The organism is Pedobacter sp. Leaf216, from assembly GCF_001421515.1.
Classification (GTDB): domain Bacteria; phylum Bacteroidota; class Bacteroidia; order Sphingobacteriales; family Sphingobacteriaceae; genus Pedobacter.
This window is the reverse complement of sequence record NZ_LMKM01000033.1, coordinates 1-16,429: the sequence shown is the minus strand read 5'-3', so window position 1 is coordinate 16,429 and position 16,429 is coordinate 1. Positions and strand designations below refer to the sequence as shown.

The 16,429-nt window shown below is 36.4% G+C and carries 13 protein-coding genes; all 13 read right to left on the bottom strand.

The genetic code is table 11. From position 1 onward, the window contains the following. Positions 1-35 precede the first annotated feature (35 nt). The 13 genes from ASE74_RS18400 to ASE74_RS18340 all read right to left on the bottom strand — a co-directional run bounded on the left by ASE74_RS18400 (position 36) and on the right by ASE74_RS18340 (position 15,720). The gene (locus ASE74_RS18400; protein WP_055912230.1) at positions 36-908 is read right to left on the bottom strand and encodes a hypothetical protein; all 873 of its coding nucleotides are present in this window, start codon (positions 906-908) and stop codon (positions 36-38) included. Between the two features lie 224 nt (positions 909-1,132). Beyond that, positions 1,133-2,005 (bottom strand): RimK family alpha-L-glutamate ligase, encoded by an 873-nt coding sequence (locus ASE74_RS18395; RefSeq protein WP_055912227.1) that lies wholly within the window; start codon positions 2,003-2,005, stop codon positions 1,133-1,135. Between the two features lie 59 nt (positions 2,006-2,064). Beyond that, complete coding sequence (locus ASE74_RS18390; RefSeq protein WP_055912223.1) at positions 2,065-3,132, bottom strand: PA0069 family radical SAM protein; 1,068 nt, start codon at positions 3,130-3,132, stop codon at positions 2,065-2,067. A gap of 89 nt (positions 3,133-3,221) precedes the next feature. Continuing rightward, positions 3,222-4,391: a carboxypeptidase-like regulatory domain-containing protein gene (locus ASE74_RS18385; protein ID WP_235526160.1), complete on the bottom strand. Its 1,170-nt coding sequence runs from the start codon at positions 4,389-4,391 to the stop codon at positions 3,222-3,224. Between the two features lie 259 nt (positions 4,392-4,650). Then, positions 4,651-5,901 (bottom strand): carboxypeptidase-like regulatory domain-containing protein, encoded by a 1,251-nt coding sequence (locus ASE74_RS18380; RefSeq protein ID WP_055912218.1) that lies wholly within the window; start codon positions 5,899-5,901, stop codon positions 4,651-4,653. A gap of 266 nt (positions 5,902-6,167) precedes the next feature. Then, the gene (gene recN / locus ASE74_RS18375; RefSeq protein ID WP_055912216.1) at positions 6,168-7,820 is read right to left on the bottom strand and encodes a DNA repair protein RecN; all 1,653 of its coding nucleotides are present in this window, start codon (positions 7,818-7,820) and stop codon (positions 6,168-6,170) included. A gap of 287 nt (positions 7,821-8,107) precedes the next feature. Beyond that, complete coding sequence (locus ASE74_RS18370; protein ID WP_055912213.1) at positions 8,108-10,147, bottom strand: M56 family metallopeptidase; 2,040 nt, start codon at positions 10,145-10,147, stop codon at positions 8,108-8,110. 93 nt (positions 10,148-10,240) lie between these two features. Next, positions 10,241-10,612: a BlaI/MecI/CopY family transcriptional regulator gene (locus ASE74_RS18365; protein WP_055912211.1), complete on the bottom strand. Its 372-nt coding sequence runs from the start codon at positions 10,610-10,612 to the stop codon at positions 10,241-10,243. 386 nt (positions 10,613-10,998) lie between these two features. Next, entirely contained in the window at positions 10,999-12,120 is a 1,122-nt protein-coding gene (locus ASE74_RS18360) for a TlpA disulfide reductase family protein (RefSeq protein ID WP_055912209.1), read from the bottom strand. 163 nt (positions 12,121-12,283) lie between these two features. Next, a complete protein-coding gene (locus ASE74_RS18355; RefSeq protein WP_055912802.1) occupies positions 12,284-13,177 on the bottom strand; it encodes a DUF4835 family protein in 894 nt (297 codons plus the stop codon). Next, positions 13,174-14,370 (bottom strand): bifunctional phosphopantothenoylcysteine decarboxylase/phosphopantothenate--cysteine ligase CoaBC, encoded by a 1,197-nt coding sequence (gene coaBC / locus ASE74_RS18350; protein WP_055912799.1) that lies wholly within the window; start codon positions 14,368-14,370, stop codon positions 13,174-13,176. The genes ASE74_RS18355 and coaBC overlap by 4 nt, the downstream gene beginning before the upstream one ends. Positions 14,371-14,442: 72 nt before the next feature. Beyond that, positions 14,443-14,769: a DNA-directed RNA polymerase subunit omega gene (locus tag ASE74_RS18345; RefSeq protein ID WP_025145617.1), complete on the bottom strand. Its 327-nt coding sequence runs from the start codon at positions 14,767-14,769 to the stop codon at positions 14,443-14,445. Between the two features lie 3 nt (positions 14,770-14,772). Continuing rightward, positions 14,773-15,720 (bottom strand): outer membrane protein assembly factor BamD, encoded by a 948-nt coding sequence (locus tag ASE74_RS18340; protein WP_055912208.1) that lies wholly within the window; start codon positions 15,718-15,720, stop codon positions 14,773-14,775. Between the last annotated feature and the right edge of the window lie 709 nt (positions 15,721-16,429).

Genomic DNA, 16,429 nt, shown 5'->3' with positions numbered 1-16,429 from the left:
TTTTTTTTTGAAGAGATTAATTTGTGAAAATATGTTTAGTCTTTTATTGCATAAAACTTTTTTACTGCTTCGTAATCAGTGAGCTTCAAGCCTTCATCTTTTGCCAGTGCCACCGCGGTTCCACCGGGAATAATTACATACCTGTATTGTAAAGCTGTAGATAGTGGAATGCTGTTGCTGTTATCAGCAGTAAACCTTGTGATAATAAAATGCCCTAGTCTGGGAAAATAGCTGATGGTATTTAATTTTCCTCCGGCATACGATGAATAAGGTAAAGCATAAACACCACCTCCAAAGTTAAAATATACCTGTACCAAACCGCCATTAATTACCGCTGTGGTTAATGCTGGTGCCAGCAAATCTGCAGCCTTCAGAGCTGTGTTATCTGAAGTTGTATCCCTAAAATTCTTGGCAACATTCCATCCTGAATAAATAACATTAGTAGTTCCTTTTAAAGATAATGCCGTGCCCCAACCAGTGGCTACTTTAGGTCCGTATAAGTTATAACTGGTTTTATCCAAAAAATAATCTCCTACTGTACCAGTTACCGCATCCGGAATTCCGGTTCCACTTATAATCTGACTGCCAGATGCACCAGTGTTTCCTACCGCACCAGTATTACCAGTTGCTCCGGTTTGGCCTTTTAACAAAAAGGCAACCCCCCAGCCATCAGCTTTTTTTGGTCCATAAAAATTACTTGTTGCTAAATCCAGGTAAAAATCGCCAATAACTCCGGTTGCAGCTGCAGGTACACCATTTCCGCTTAAAACTGTGCTTCCGGCCGGCCCGGCTATTCCTTTTTCGCCTTGTGGTCCTTGTGTTGCGATTTCTTTTTTGCAGGCAACTCCCAGACTTACAAAAATTAATATCAGAATTAAAGTTTGTTTAGTTTTTGTTCTTGTTTTCATAATTTTATTTCTAATGATTTGTAAATCAGCTTGATTGATTTAGAATAAAATTATGAATTGAAGGTATTGTAATTTGGCTAAATGGGTGAGCAAGTATTTAAAATGAGTGGATTACCTGTTTTAATGAGTTAAAGCATATATTCCAATTTAATTTTCCGGTTGTATTGCATTGTGCTCAAAATATGAAGGTTAGAATTACTAAATAACTTTGTTTCTAATCGTTTTTACATGAGCTCTTGAAGTGCCTTATAATACCTTTCATAATTTTCGGGTTCTGTATTCAGAAACAGGAAAGGCTCTATTAACTCAAGTTCCATTAATAAAAATTCTCCATTCACAATAGTGCCATCTACTCTTGCATAAAGGCAGTTTTTTGCAAATGAAGTGACATATTGTTGTGCTTTGGCAATTAATTCAGCCTTTGGCTTTTGTGGATGAACAGATCCGCCATGGGCGGGCTGTACCCTGAAATCGCCAGCTTTAGCCTGTTTTATCAATGAATGGCTATATACGCCGTTAAAGAAAATGAAAGACCATTCTCCATTCTCTAATATTTCTGGTAAAAAAGGCTGTACAATAAAATCTTCTGCCTCCAGAAGCTGGTTTAGCTGCACATTTATTTCTTCCACATTTTCGGCGGTTACTTTAAATGTATTTTTTGCTCCACCACTTATACAGGGTTTTACAATCAGCTTGTTGGTGTCGAACTGTGCAAAGGAATGGCTGAGATCAATATTCTCCTTCCGTTGTATAAAGTAACTCGGCGTAATTTTAAGCCCTGCGGCTTCGATCTCTTTCAGGTATTTTTTATCCGAATTCCATCTTACCACTTCAATGGGATTGAGCAGCTTTATGTTTTTTGTTTCCAAAAGAGTTAACCAATTGTAGAAATCATCAATCAGATCAAAATAATCCCATGGTGATTTCAAAATCGCAAGCGAATAATTCTCCCAATTTATGTTTTGATCGTTCCAGATTACTTTTTCAATCTTTAAACCCTTTGCTGTTAAAAAATCCAAAAGCTTATCGTCTTCGCTTTCTACAGTTGTGGTATCGTAAGCACCTTTATCCAGGTAGGTTACTAATGCTATCTTCATGGCAATAAAACTAGGTTTTAAAAAGTTTTAATACAAACCGGCAATCCACTTTGCTAATTTTAAAACAGACTCACCTGGTTACTAGGAATTTTAAATAAGGTATGATCAAGAATTATATCTTTTGCATTTAATCCATTTAAACGGCAATGCAGCCTGAAATTATCCCTGATCATTTGTGAAATATTTCCATCTCCGCGCATTCTGTCGCCAAACCTGCTGTCATTCACATTTCCACCATGGCAACTTTGTATCATATGCCAAACCTTATCAAAGCGATCTGGAAAATTTTTTCGTAGCCAATCTTCAAATATCTGTCCGATAGCTCCATTTAAACGTACAACAGTATAGCCTGCTTTAATGGCTCCTGCATTGGCTACTGCTTTTAAAATTTTTGGTATTTCATGGTCGCTTAATCCTGGTACAAGAGGTGCAACCATTACGCCCATGGGGATACCGGCTTTGCTTAATTCTTCTACAACCCTTAAGCGTTGTTTTGCAGTTGTGGTTCTTGGTTCCATTACCTGACGGAGATCTTCGTTTAGGCTATTGATGGATACATACACCATGCAGAGGTTTAATTTGGCCATTTCTTGTAAAATATCCTGATCGCGAAGGATTAAAGAATTTTTGGTAATCATGCCGATAGGCTGTTTGTAAGCCAGTGCTATTTCCAGTAATTGCCGGGTAAGTTTAAATTTTCTTTCGGCAGGTTGGTAGCAGTCGGTATTACCTGATAGTGAAATGGTAGATGCATCCCATCCCTTTTTTTTCAAAAACTTTTTAAATAATTCAGGGGCATCCTTTTTAACAATTATTTTTCTTTCAAACTCTATTCCTGCGCTGTATCCCCAATATTGGTGAGAATTGCGGGCGTAACAATAGGTGCAGCCATGCTCACATCCCTGATATGGATTTAAGGAATAGGCCATGCCTACATCCGGGCTATCTACTTTATTTACTATTGTTTTGGAGTTTTCAAAAATAAAGGCTGTTTTGCGGTCGCTTTCCTCCCAGTCATCTATCCCTTCCTGGTGTTCTTTCACATAAACATCTTTTAAAAATTTATTATGTGGATTAACCTGGGCACCCCTGCCTTTAAAATACTGTTTTTCTTCTTCACCGATCATGAATTAAAATTACTAATATATTTAGTAATTTTAAAGCTCACAATAGCCTACTTTTCAACATTTATGTTCAGGATTTTTATTCGGGTAAGTTATTTCTTAGGGAGTGGCACATAATCCATCGGCACCATATCGGCTACTTTTTCGTAAGCCCAAAATCCTTCATATAAAAGCGAACGTGAATCGTAAATGCCTCCGTTCTCGTAAAAACGGACACCTTCTCCGGTTAAATTGGCTACAGAAATTTCATTTTCAGGCACATCCAATGGTCTGAAAATCCAGAAACCTGTATTGGAGTAGGCAAGGGATTCTTTTTCTTTGGTATATTGGATCAACAGTGCATCGGTGTAGCTCAGGTACTTTAAATTCTGGTTAAAATAATGCACCAAAGTATCGGTAAGTACTTCTGCCCTTGAAAACCTGTCGATTGTTTTCGGCATTTCTTTTTGCTTCATCCAGAAATTAAACAAGGCAGTATCTATTTTCCCTTTGTTTTGTCTGATACCTGTTTTTTCTGGTACCGCTTTTATCTTTTCTAAATTGGTATTGATAATGTATTCGGGATAGCGGTTAGGGTTAGGCACTTTAATCATTTTATTAATGATAAAGCCTTCTTCTTGTGTTTTATTGGCATAAAGTGAGCGGAAAAAATGTTGCGATGAGCCATAATAAGCAATTTCTCTTGCTGCAATGTATTTTTTCTTTTTGGCTGCAGAAGCTTTTAATTCTTCGAAAAACGGATGACCGGAATAGTAAATAAATTTAAGGCGGTACCCTAATGCTTTGTTTTCAACCACTAAAAATTCTGTTGTAGAAACGGTAAGTGTACTTTTGGTGATATCAAAATCAACATTTAAAACCTGCGGATTTAATATTTTGCATTGTAAGGCATTGGGGGTTTTGCCTATAAAAAACTCTTTAAACTGATTGATGTATTTCTGGCGGTTAGGATCTGCCCGGATAACAACTTCTTCTAATTGCGCCACATTTTCTTTCAAAACCAATTCTACCTGGACAGATTTATCAGAAATGATTACGCTTTTTGAATAGGGGAGGTAGCCAATCAGTTGAACAAGGATATCATAACTGCCGGGTTTAAGGTTAGCTAATTTAAACCTCCCGTCGTTATCGGCCACTGTAGCAATTTTATAACCGCTCAAATAAATACTTGCGCCAGGCAATCCATCTTTCTGATCTCTAACCAGACCACTGATTGTAAAGGTGTTTTGAGCAATGGCATTAGTACCCAAAATGATCAGCATGAGAGCTACTAAAAAGCTTTTAATCATGGAGACGAATGTAACCAAAAGGCTTAAGATTTATTAAAAACGAAAAAGATTTTTAACAATTTTAACATTTGGGAGTAATCATTAATAATAGTAGATATGTTACCTACCAGTGAAGGTTAATTGGGCTATTGCGCTTTATTATTCGTGATGAAACAACTATAACATTTTCTTTTTTTAGCATGATTGCGATTAACATATCAACAAACCGAAATTGGTGCATAGCCGTTGGTTGTTATTTCAATTTTGTTTCTACATTATGCGGAGGAAGATAATCCATGGGGACACTATCGGCAACTTTTTCCCAGGCCCAGTAACCTTCATTGATCATTGACCGTGCATTATTGATGCCTCCATTTTTATAAAAGAAAACTGATCCTCCACGCAGATTAATTAAGGAGATTTGTGCCCTTCCAAGGTCTGATGGCCTATTTATAGACATTCGGACCCTGCTTAAATAACTGCTGCTTTCCTTTTCTTTTGTATAAATTACATATAATACATTGGTGAAATTTATTCTTCTAATGTCGTCGTTATACCAATGTACCAGTGTATCTGTCGAAATTTCTGTCCTGTTTAACATTGCGAAGTTATGGCCCAGGCTAAGTTTTTCTAGTTTATCTTTTGCAACTGTTTTTTTTGGTTGGTTAAAAGTGGTAGCACCCGGTAGCGTTAATGTTCTGGCTGTGAAACCGCTTTCCTGAGATTGTGCAATGCTATCTGCCAGAGATTCCTGCGCCTGGTTTCTGATCAGTTTATTGATGATAAATCCCTCTTCTTTGGTGCGGTTGTTAAACAGCGCACTAAAGAAATGTTGAGAAGAACCGTTGTAAGCTTCTATTCTTTTTTTCTCCCATTTTTCTTTTTTGGCTGCATTTCCAGGCAAATCTTCATAATGCGGAAAGCCTTCATAAAAAACGATGCCAGCGCGATAATCATATTGAAATTCTTTTACTAAAAATTTAATTTTATAACCTAATGCCTGGTTTTCGATAATCAAAAAATCATCTGTTGTTGCATTCAAAACCCGTTTTTCACTATCATAATCAAACCTGATTAATTCTGAATTTAGGATTTTACACCTGTCGGCATTATCGGTCAAACCTATAAAGTATGCTTTAAAAGTATTAAGATAAGCCATGCGGTTGGGATCGGGTTTAATGGTTACTTCTGCGAGCTGCGTGCTACTTTCTATAAGTAAAATATCTGCACGAACATCTTTATTTTCAATACTTATGGCTTTGTCAGTAGATTTAAAACCGATTAGCTGCACTAATATAGTGTAATTACCAGGCTTAAGTTTTAGTACATATTTTCCCTGGTTATCTGTAGCAGTAGCCAATTTATAATCGCTTACGTATATGGCCACGCCAGGTAATGGTTCTCCCTGTTTATCTTTAACCACACCAGAAAGTGTATAACTTTGCTGCGCGAAGCAAAAATTACCAATGATTAATATCGAGAAGACAAGCGCAATCGTTTTCATCGCTTAAATATAAACTAATTGGATAGTTATTTGAAAATAACATTTCATTTATTGATACGATTCGAGTCTTTAAAGATAGGATTTGAGTGTTACATGATGAATCCTTCTCAATTTATCGCAAACAAGTATTATTATTTTTTTTTAAATAGATCATGCTGCCAGATGCTAACATTTGGCAGCACGTTAATAAACAATCTCTGAAATGGTTTTTGCCCCGTTCGCTTTATCTTTTTCTACTTTATAACACATTTAAGTGTTTTGGTACACTATGCGAGCAATTCCTTTGCATTTTCTATTGCGGAAGCTCCAGGGTTTTTGCCGCTTAACATTTCGGCAATTACACCAATCCGTTCTTCTTGTTTAAGTTTGCGGATTCCTGTGGTGGTTTTTCCACCGTCTTCATGTTTATGCACAAAATAGTGAGATGTTCCTTTGGCTGCAATCTGAGGTAAATGTGTAATTGAAATTACTTGCATATTCTCGCCTAAATCAGCAATGACTTCTCCAACCTTTAGTGCTGTTTCACCAGAAATTCCGGTATCAATCTCATCGAAAATAATCGTCGGAAGTGAAGTATGTTTCGCTAAAAGGGCTTTTATGGCCAACATTAATCTGGATAATTCACCACCTGAAGCTACTTTATTTACCGGGGCCGGAGCCTGACCTGCATTTGCCGTAAAAAGTAAGTTAATTTCATCCAAACCATCTTTATTTAAGTCGGTTAAAGGCTTTTGCTCCAATACCAGTTTAGCATTCAGCATCCCAACTTGTTTAAGGGTAATGCCAGTTTGATCTTCTACTACTTTAATGGCCTTTTTACGGTTAACACTTAACTGATTGGCCTGTTTTTGTAAAGCTATTTTAAGCAGATCAATTTCCTGCTGTAATTTTTCAATGTGCTCATCAGAAGATAAAAGTTTGGTTAAATTATCTTCAAGTTGTTTTTGAAGCGCAATTAACTCCGCATTATTGGCCAGCCTGTGTTTTTGTTGAAGTGTATAAAATAAATCGAGCCTTTGGTTTACAATTTCCAGTCGATCGGCACTGTGTACGGTATTACCCTCTATGGTAGAAACCTCATCGGTAATGTCTTTTATCTCAATAATCGACGAGCGCAAACGTTCATATAGTACGTTAATTTCGGGATCAAATTTTTCTATACTCTGCAATTGTAATGAAGCTTCTTTTAAAATTTGCAGGGCAGAAGGTTCACTTTCATTAATTAAGCCAGATGCAGTAAGTAAGGCTCTCTTAATGGTTTCTGCATGGGTTAGTCGCGCTAATTCTTGTTCAAGCTCTTCCTGTTCACCATCCTGTAATTTTGCCTGCTCAAGTTCGTTAAAAAGAAATTGTTCATAATCTTGCTTGTTTCTAGCTTCATCAGCTTCGGCAACTAGTTTTTTTAAAAGGCTTGTATCGTGCTTCAGTTTTTTAAATCCGCTGCGGTAATTAAGCAACAGGGATTGATGATTGGCCAGAGAATCTACAATTAACAATTGAAAATCGGCATCATTTATTTCTTGTGTAGCATGCTGTGAATGGATATCGATCAGCTTTTCGCCCACTTGCTTTAAAATAGATAAATTAACAGGCGTATCGTTAATAAACGACCTGGTTTTACCGTCTATTGATATTTCTCTCCGTAAAAGACTTTCTTTCGAAAAATCCAGGTCATTTTCTTCAAAAAAATCTTTTAAGTTTTCGTCAGCAAGGGTAAAGCTACCCTCAATAACGCATTTTTTATCCTGATTAAAAAAATATTTGCTCTCTGCCCGCTGACCTAAAATTAGCGATAATGCACCAAGTATGATTGATTTACCTGCGCCGGTTTCACCAGTTATAATATTTAAGCCTTTATCAAATTCGATATCAAGACTATCAATTAATGCGTAATTACGTATAGAAAGTTTTTGTAGCATGCTTAGCAAAAATATTAAAATTTATTCAACAGGACAGTACAAAACAAAAACAGCGAAGAATAAACTTTGTGTTAAAGAAGCTATTTTTATATCAGCTTAATTTAAAAAATCAAGAACAGTTTGGTTAAAAAGAGTGGGATTTTCACTTGGAACCATATGTGTCTCTTTTTTGAAAATGATTAATTGAGACTGAGGAATATTATTTGCAATCAATTTGGTGTAAACAAAAACAGCGAAGAATAATCTCCGCTGCTTATGATGTGTTTGGTTTAATATGTGTTTTTATTTTATCTAATTGCAGATTGGATGGCAATGGCGATATCATTCGTTTGTACAAAACTTTTTAAGGCCAATTGATCGGCAACTTTAAAATCCTCTTTTTTGTAGGTTACCATTGCATTTTCAATCTTCAAAACTTTTGCAGGGTTTGAAAAATCTTTGTTGTTGTAATTAATTACCGCAGTACTGATTTGTGAGCGTTTATTACCGCCTTCAACTTTTTCCTTTTTTTCTTTTTTCTCCATTTTCTCTTTCAGCTCTTTCACTTCACTGTCGAATTTTTCTTTCAGTTTTTTATATTCTTCAGTCTGTCTTACTTTGCTGTTCGCATTATTGTTTTCGTTAAGAAATAATACTGTTCCATCTGGACCGGTAAGGGCATTTTTGTTGCCTTTAAATATAGAATCAACATTCAGTTTTGTTAATCCTGACAAACGAATCATATCTCCTGATTTCAATGCCTGTATCCTGATGTTATCAATTTGTGCCCTAAATTCTGGTGTATTCACTTTGGCCGCCATCTCTTCACCCATTTTTTTCCATTTAGCCTGTGCCTCCGGTGTATTGTACTGTTTAGCAATATCATCACCAAATTTTTTCCACTTTGCCTGTTCTTCTGGTGAGTTCATTTTCTTGCCCATTTCTTCTCCCATTTTTTTCCATTTGGCCTGTGCTTCAGGTGAGCTGTATTGTTTGGCAATGTCTTCGCCGAACTTTTTCCATTTGGCTTGAGCTTCAGGGGAATCGAATTCTTTAAATATTTTTCCTTTTAAAAGTGAATCGCTGAATTTAATCTTAAATGAACTGTCAGCCTGAATGTGGTAGATACTTTTACCAGCAAAAAGCTCGTCTCTGTAGAAATCTTGCCTTAGGCTGTCTGGCATTTCTTTAACGGAATTGTACTCTTTTTTATTTCCATTTACATCAATGGTAACAATTTTAATCTTGCGTTTTTTTGTTGTATCCGTACAAATCACATTGTTTATTAATCCGTTTGATAGCTGTACAGTTAAAATTTCTTGTTTGTGCTGTTTTTTGGTTTGTTTCTTCTTTTCTGTAGGATTGATCCAGGCAATAGAAAACAGGCACGCTACACCCAGTGTTAGGGCTGCCATTTGTTGTTTGGCGTTTAAATAATTTGTTTTCATGTTGGTTATTCTTTTAATGCGTTGATATAAATTTTGTGTTTTACCTGTTGCTGCCAATGCATAAGCCGGACTGTTTTTATCTTTCAATAACTCAAGTTTAAGTAGGGCATGAGCATAGTTTAATGGTTTTCCGGTCACCTTTAATACCAGATCGTCGCAGGCATGTTCGCGTTCAATGTGTATAAACCTGCCGGCCATCCAAACAAATGGATTGTAGAACAATAAAGTTTCTATTGCAGTTTTAATCAGGTTCAATAGAAAATCGTTTCTTCTGATGTGCGATAGCTCGTGGATTAAAATAGCCTCAACCTGATCGTTATCCAATTGGTTTACCAATGCAAGGGGAAACAATACCACAGGTTTTAAATAGCCGATAACCAAAGGCACGTTAACAATAGAAGAAAGGTTAAACTGGATGCTTTTTTTAATTTTAAGGTGCGCGGTTACCTGTTCGAAAATTGTTTTCCAACCATCAGGAATAGCACTTAAACTTTCTTTTTTTAGTTTAGAAAGCTGATTGTAACCTTTCACAATCACAAACAACTGTAGCAATATACCGATGAGGTAAAATGCCACCACGATAGGGAAGTATTGTTCGGCTTTACTGCTAAAACTTGGTGGCAGGTTGTTAAAATATTGATAAGCCTGTATATTTTGTGGGTTGATTGCAGCTGCCTGATTATTTATGGTTAATGTTAACTGATGAATAAAATTATAGCCAAAACCGAAAAACATTAAAATTATGGCACCAAAAGCGAGGTTGTGCTTATGTTTTGCGGCCATTTTCGGGATGCTTAGCATCACAATAAATAGTATGCCATAAATAACAGCACTTTGCCAAAGGGAGTTTAAAATGCTCCAGCCAAATGCCTTGATGAATTGTTGTAATAAAGTTTCCATAACGGTGGTTTTAATTTTTTTACCGGGATACCCCGAAGTGTTATTGCATAATTAGGGAGCTATACCCTACACTTTCCAACCTTCAACTATGCCTTATTTCAGGCTGTCTAAATATTTCTTAATTTCATCAATCTCATCCGCACTTGCACTGTGATTACCCAGGGCTTGCATTACCAATCTCGCCGCCGAGCCATTAAATACATTGTCGATCATTTTTGTTACCAATTGCTTTTCGGTTTTATCCTGACTTATCAATGCTTTATAGATGTGTGTTTTTTGATTGGTATCTCTTTCTACCATTCCTTTTTCATGCAAAATCTGCATTAATTTTAAGGTAGTGGTATAACCAGAATCTTTTTTATTCAACGCCTCATGAACCTCTCTTACCGTTGCATTCCCCTTTTGCCAAAGCACCTGGAGGATTTCCATTTCACCTTCTGTTGGTTTGATGTTTTGATTATTCATATGTTACAAGTTGTACGAATTATTTCGTATTCAAATGTACGAAGATATTCGTAAGATCAAAATATTTTAACAAAATTTTAACTTAATTACTTAATTCTTGAAATTGGTCAGCTGGTTAACTGTGTATCAGACGCTCAAGAATGAAGAATGTTGCATCTACAGTATGGTTAAGAAACCCCCAATGAAAAATTGACTTTGTTAATTAAACCTGATTGATGTGGATACCGGCCTGTGTTTAAGGCCTGCAGGCGTATGAACAAAAAGCAGGACTGGCTTTAATTGAAATGCTGAGATTGCTTTTCTAAACAATTAATCCCACAAATAGGGGAAACTACTTATCAGTTAACAGATGAAACTGGTTAATTAGTTTACTGACGGGCTTGAAATTATTTAGCACCTAATAATTCAGCCATTTTATCGCGTAATTCTTTTCCTTTAATATCCTTGGCAATTATTTTTCCATTAGGACTGATAAGTACATTTGCTGGTATAGTTGTAATACCGTAAAGCTTAGCTGCTTCGTTTTCTTTTTTAAGATCAGAAACCTGCATCCATGGTAACCGGTCTTCCTTGATAGCGTTTAACCATTTGGCTTTATTTGCCAATATATCGATTGACACACTTAAAACCGTAAAATTTTTCTCCTTGTATTTTTCATAAACAGCTAAAACATTTGGATTTTCTTCCCTGCAGGGCAGACACCACGAAGCCCAAAAATCAACAAGAACATATTTATTCAGATAGGATGAAAGTTTAGTGGGCTTGCCATTTATATCATTTTGAGTAAAGTCTTTTGCCATCATTCCAACTGAAATCTTTTTCCCTTCTTTAATCCTGTTGGCAATTTCTAAACCTTCTGGCATTGCTTTGAGCGCAGCAGATAATTTGGCAAAACTTTGTTCTACCTCTGATAGATAATTACTGGAGCGTACCATTTTAACTAAAGCGAATAAGCTTACATAAGAATTTGGATGTGTATCTACAAAATTAAATTGGATGGGAAAAGTTTCATCATATGCATCTATAATACGTGCTTTTGTTAGGTTTACCAAGGCTGTATCTTTCAATTCCTCTGCGCTTAGTTTATTTGGGTCTTTTAATTTTCTTGTTTTTTCTGTCACAGGCCGTAATGCCGCACAAAGTGTGGCATAATCATTATTTAATGGAGTCCCCGAAATAATGGAATTGTTTAAAGTATCTGGAGAACGCAGTGTAATCTGTCCTGATTCGATGTAAACATCAAACGCATCAAATAGTTCGGATGCGTAACGAGGGTTGTCATTTCGGCAAACATAGCCTCTCACTTTAGTTTTAAAAGTTCCTTTAAACTCAAACGATCCTTTGTTTACTAAAGTAGAATCATGAATTAACTGGTCACCTTGCCGAAAAGATAAAAACATCTTATCGCCATCTTTATAAGCCTTGCCATAGCCTTTAATGCTAAATGAAGATTGCGCCAGTAGGTTTAATGGTAAAAGACAGATCGTAATCAATAAAAATCTTTTCATCGTTTTTAGAAATTATATTTTGAGCGATTATAATTCAGTTAACCGATTTAAGGGCTCAATCAAGTAATTAATGTTGTATAAAGGTTAACCGTTGAAACCGATTAACTGATGGGCACGATGTACAATGAACCAATTTAAACAATTAACCAGTTAACCAAAGAAACTAATTTTTCTTTAGTCCCTCGTATTTGCCAATATTTGCCGGATCAATTTCTGCCAACATGTTGTAAGCTTTCATCCGTTCCTGTCCATTAAGTTTAGAAAGAACATTGGTTACTTCTTCAGCCTTGGATGCGAAATAAACATTAGGGAAAATTGAGCCTAGTTTTTGTTTATCCATTTGTTGCAACGCCGGCAGTGCAGCAACAATTTGTGTTAAGCCTTTATCATTATCGGTAAGCTGATCCAGGCCGCTAAAATGATAACTGTAAATGAAATTACGGAGTTCTGCAAAAATAGGATTTAAAACATTTTCGTTAAACCAAAAACGGTTGCGTAATCCATCTGCTGCTTTCCAGCCGGTATTGCCCGAAGCCTGCGCCAGATTAATGATATTCTGTGCTTTTTTATAATAGGGCGTACCACCCATTTTGCTAAAACTATCCTTATCCATACCGATAATGGTATATGCATAATAGGAGAGAAGTGCACTGATATTGGAAATATAATTCTGATCAGAAAAATCGATTGTGGAGCCATCGTTAAAACTGAAATCGAAATTTTTATCGCTCATGTTTAATAAAGTGCTGTTGTAGGAACTGTTAAAAACCGGGCGACTGCTCTGAATCTGCGCTTCGGCGGTATAACCAGATCCACCATCCCAGGAGTTAATGGTAATGATAAAACTGCAATCGATGCGTTCCTGAGGCTTGTAACTTTCGTTACTAAATTTATTATTGTTCAAAAAATCGCGGATTGTTTTTTGCAAAGCCTCAATGGTTGGTTTGCTAATGTTCGAAACCTGGGGAGCAAGCAAAGTTACCCTTGCATTTAACTCCTGCGCCTGTAGCTTACCAAAACCAATCAATAGCAATATCCAAACAATCCTTTTTATCATTTTGTAATTTTTAAAATGGCAGCACATATATCTTTAGCCACATCTGCTTTGGATTTCGTTTCAAATACAGTCCGTTCTAAAGCCTTGTTAAAAATAGTAATTTTATTGGTATCCGATTTAAAACCTGCACCCTTATCATTTAAAGAATTTAAAACAACCAAATCTAAATTTTTCTTCTCCAATTTACCTTTGGCATAGTTCTCCTCATCATTGGTTTCTAAGGCAAAACCAACTAAAATCTGATTTGCTTTTTTTGTGGCACCCAAAGAAGCTAGGATGTCAGTAGTTTTTTCTAATTCCAGAAAGAGGTCACTATCCTGTTTTTTGATTTTTTGTGTAGCAACTAATTTCGGGCGGTAATCTGCCACAGCCGCACACATTACTATTATGTCAGTTTCTGAAAATATAGATGAACAAGCATCAAACATATCCTTTGCGCTTATTACATCAATTCTTTTTAAAGTTTGGTCAGCCTTTTGTGCCGTTGGTCCGGCAATTAAAGTAACCTCAGCACCAAGTTTTACCAATTCGTCTGCAATTGCAAAACCCATTTTACCAGAAGAATGATTCCCTATAAATCGAACCGGATCAATCGCTTCATAGGTAGGGCCGGCAGTTACCATCACTTTTTTGCCAAAGAATGGCATCGATTTTTGTATGGCATTGTTCAGAAAGGAAACAATTTCTTCAGGCTCTGCCATTCGGCCTTCGCCCCAAAGTCCGCTTGCAAGTTCCCCATTGGCAGGCGCTATAACCTTATTTCCAAAACTAATAATCTTTTTAATGTTTGCCTGGGTCGTTTCATGTTTCCACATATCCAGATCCATTGCCGGAGCTACATAAACAGGGCATTTTGCAGAAAGATAAACAGCAGTTAATAAGTTATCGCAGATTCCTGTTGAAAGTTTAGCCAGTGTATTGGCACTTATCGGAGCAATAATAATCAGATCGGCCCAAAGCCCTAGTTCAACATGATTGCTCCATACCCCAGTTTCTTCTTCGAAATATTGGGTGTAAACAGGGTTTTTAGAAAGCGTAGCAAGGGTTAGTGGTGTTATGAAATTAGCACCATCAGGGGTAAGGATAACCTTTACGTTTGCACCAGCTTTAACAAGCAATCGAACTAAAAAAGCCGATTTATATGCTGCAATGCTACCGCAAACGCCAAGGATTATATTTTTATGTTTCAGCATAGCGTGTTGGGCATGAGGCATAGAGCATTGATATGCTTATAAAACTGCGCCATGCTCTTTGCCCTCTGCTAATTACTTTTGTTCTTTAGCAGGATTTCTGTGATAAATTTTCTCATTCAAAAATTCATCAATAGCAACCAAAACAGGCTTAGGCATACGTTCGTAGTGCTTGCTGATTTCAATTTGCTCACGGTTTTCGAAAATTTCTTCTAAATTATCGTTGCTCGATGCAAATTCTGCCAATTTACCGTGTAACTCCTCTTTAACGTTATTCGAAATCTGATTTGCTCTTTTAGCAATTACAACTAAAGATTCGTATAAGTTATCTGTAGTTTTATCTAAATCGTGTACGTTTCTGGTTACTGTAGTATTTGGTACAGCAGGTTTGTTAGTATTCATGTATTAATCGTTTTTAATATTCGTGTTATCAGCATTAGTTGGTTTTGTAGAAATGGTATCTTTTAATTTACCCGTTCTGATCAACATTTGCTTGTATTTTTCTTGGTCAGCTGCATATAATGCAAGTTCTTGTTTTGTAGCCGCAATTCCTAACTCAACATCTTCTTTAAGTACCTTTGCATCTTTGGTATACTTACTGTCAGGATGGTTTTCAGTAAACTCAGTATATAAAGCAAGAGCTTCATTATAACGGTCTTCCTGGCGGATTACATAACTGTTTTTAGCATATAAATACTGAGCCTTAATCATTAAAAAGTCCATTTCCTCAGCATATTTAATATCGGGGAAATCTCTTTGTGCATTTTTTAAAGCAATAACCGCTGCCCTATAATTATCTACGTTACTTGGACCAGTAGTTAAATACATTTTAGCATTTTCAAAAGCTTTATCCTCTAATTTACCCCTTAAAGTGGCAATATATTTACCTGCAGCAGCAGCGCGATCGCTGGTAGGATATAAGTTAATGAATAATTGTAATGCATCAATAGCTTTATAGGTGTTTTCCTGATCTAAAGAGAAACTTGGCGATTCTAAATAGAAACAATAAGCTCCCATATACCTCGCTTCTTCAGCATTTTTACTCGCAGGGTAAGTATCTGCGAAACTTTTAAATTGGTACCTGGCCGTTGTATAATCACTTAACCTATATAAGGTATAAGCATAATAATAATTTAAATCCTCAGCTTCAGCACGGCCACGGTATTTTTGAGAAAGATCTTCAAAAAGCACCAATGCTTTACTGTAATCGCGTTTATTATACAAACGAAGCGCCTCCTGGTATTTTTTTGCAACGTCGTTACTCGCCCTCAATTTCTCGAAACGACTTTTACAACCCGCAATACCCAAAGCGGCAACAAAAACTAAAATAATTAAGTGTTTAACTTTAAACATTCTGCAAAGATAATTAATAATACGATAACATCAATAAAAACAATTGGCCGCTAAGCTATGCAAAGCAATTCAGTACAATATTACAGTTAACAATTTTTAACATATATAATATAGGCTATTATTTAAGCCTTTATGCTTTTCTATATACTATATATGTACGCAACAACTTTCGAAACATTTATGGGCTAAGCGCAAAGCAAAATTTGAAAGGCTGTTTGGGTTGGGTCCTTTATCCTTATACTATATGTAATAGTGTGTTTGTTTTATAAGCAAAGCAGGGTGGGTGCTGCTATATAAGTTTCTTCCCGCTTATCATTACAAGTCCTCGCTGCGCTGCGGGCTTTTCATTTTAATCGGGTTTATTTTGCAGGGTCTTCCAGGCGTTTTAAAAGGCTGGGTGCATGGAAACCCTGGAAGCCTGAAGAGACTAGACAGATACAAACAGCCCTTACTTAAAAAAGTTTTGCCCTGTGGCATATTTTTTCCTGTTGAAAACCATATAGTTAGATTGTATCGTCCGATAATATGTAAAAAAGCTTTGCGTTATATTTAATTTTCCCTACTTTTGCATCCCGCTTCGGAGGAAGGGTTTTGAATGAAAAGGATGGCATAGGGTGATGATAGGGCAGGATTTATTTTAAAATAAATGTTGCAGGTGAGGAAAAGATTGCTACCTTTGCAGCCCGCTCCGGAAGGACGGAAAGCTGAA

What these genes read in the sequence shown, in the direction of transcription:
- ASE74_RS18400 (WP_055912230.1), bottom strand. Translation starts at nt 908, where the DNA reads ATGAAAACAAGAACAAAAACTAAACAAACTTTAATTCTGATATTAATT.
- ASE74_RS18395 (WP_055912227.1), bottom strand. Translation starts at nt 2,005, where the DNA reads ATGAAGATAGCATTAGTAACCTACCTGGATAAAGGTGCTTACGATACC.
- ASE74_RS18390 (WP_055912223.1), bottom strand. Translation starts at nt 3,132, where the DNA reads ATGATCGGTGAAGAAGAAAAACAGTATTTTAAAGGCAGGGGTGCCCAG.
- ASE74_RS18385 (WP_235526160.1), bottom strand. Translation starts at nt 4,391, where the DNA reads ATGCTGATCATTTTGGGTACTAATGCCATTGCTCAAAACACCTTTACA.
- ASE74_RS18380 (WP_055912218.1), bottom strand. Translation starts at nt 5,901, where the DNA reads ATGAAAACGATTGCGCTTGTCTTCTCGATATTAATCATTGGTAATTTT.
- recN (WP_055912216.1), bottom strand. Translation starts at nt 7,820, where the DNA reads ATGCTACAAAAACTTTCTATACGTAATTACGCATTAATTGATAGTCTT.
- ASE74_RS18370 (WP_055912213.1), bottom strand. Translation starts at nt 10,147, where the DNA reads ATGGAAACTTTATTACAACAATTCATCAAGGCATTTGGCTGGAGCATT.
- ASE74_RS18365 (WP_055912211.1), bottom strand. Translation starts at nt 10,612, where the DNA reads ATGAATAATCAAAACATCAAACCAACAGAAGGTGAAATGGAAATCCTC.
- ASE74_RS18360 (WP_055912209.1), bottom strand. Translation starts at nt 12,120, where the DNA reads ATGAAAAGATTTTTATTGATTACGATCTGTCTTTTACCATTAAACCTA.
- ASE74_RS18355 (WP_055912802.1), bottom strand. Translation starts at nt 13,177, where the DNA reads ATGATAAAAAGGATTGTTTGGATATTGCTATTGATTGGTTTTGGTAAG.
- coaBC (WP_055912799.1), bottom strand. Translation starts at nt 14,370, where the DNA reads ATGCTGAAACATAAAAATATAATCCTTGGCGTTTGCGGTAGCATTGCA.
- ASE74_RS18345 (WP_025145617.1), bottom strand. Translation starts at nt 14,769, where the DNA reads ATGAATACTAACAAACCTGCTGTACCAAATACTACAGTAACCAGAAAC.
- ASE74_RS18340 (WP_055912208.1), bottom strand. Translation starts at nt 15,720, where the DNA reads ATGTTTAAAGTTAAACACTTAATTATTTTAGTTTTTGTTGCCGCTTTG.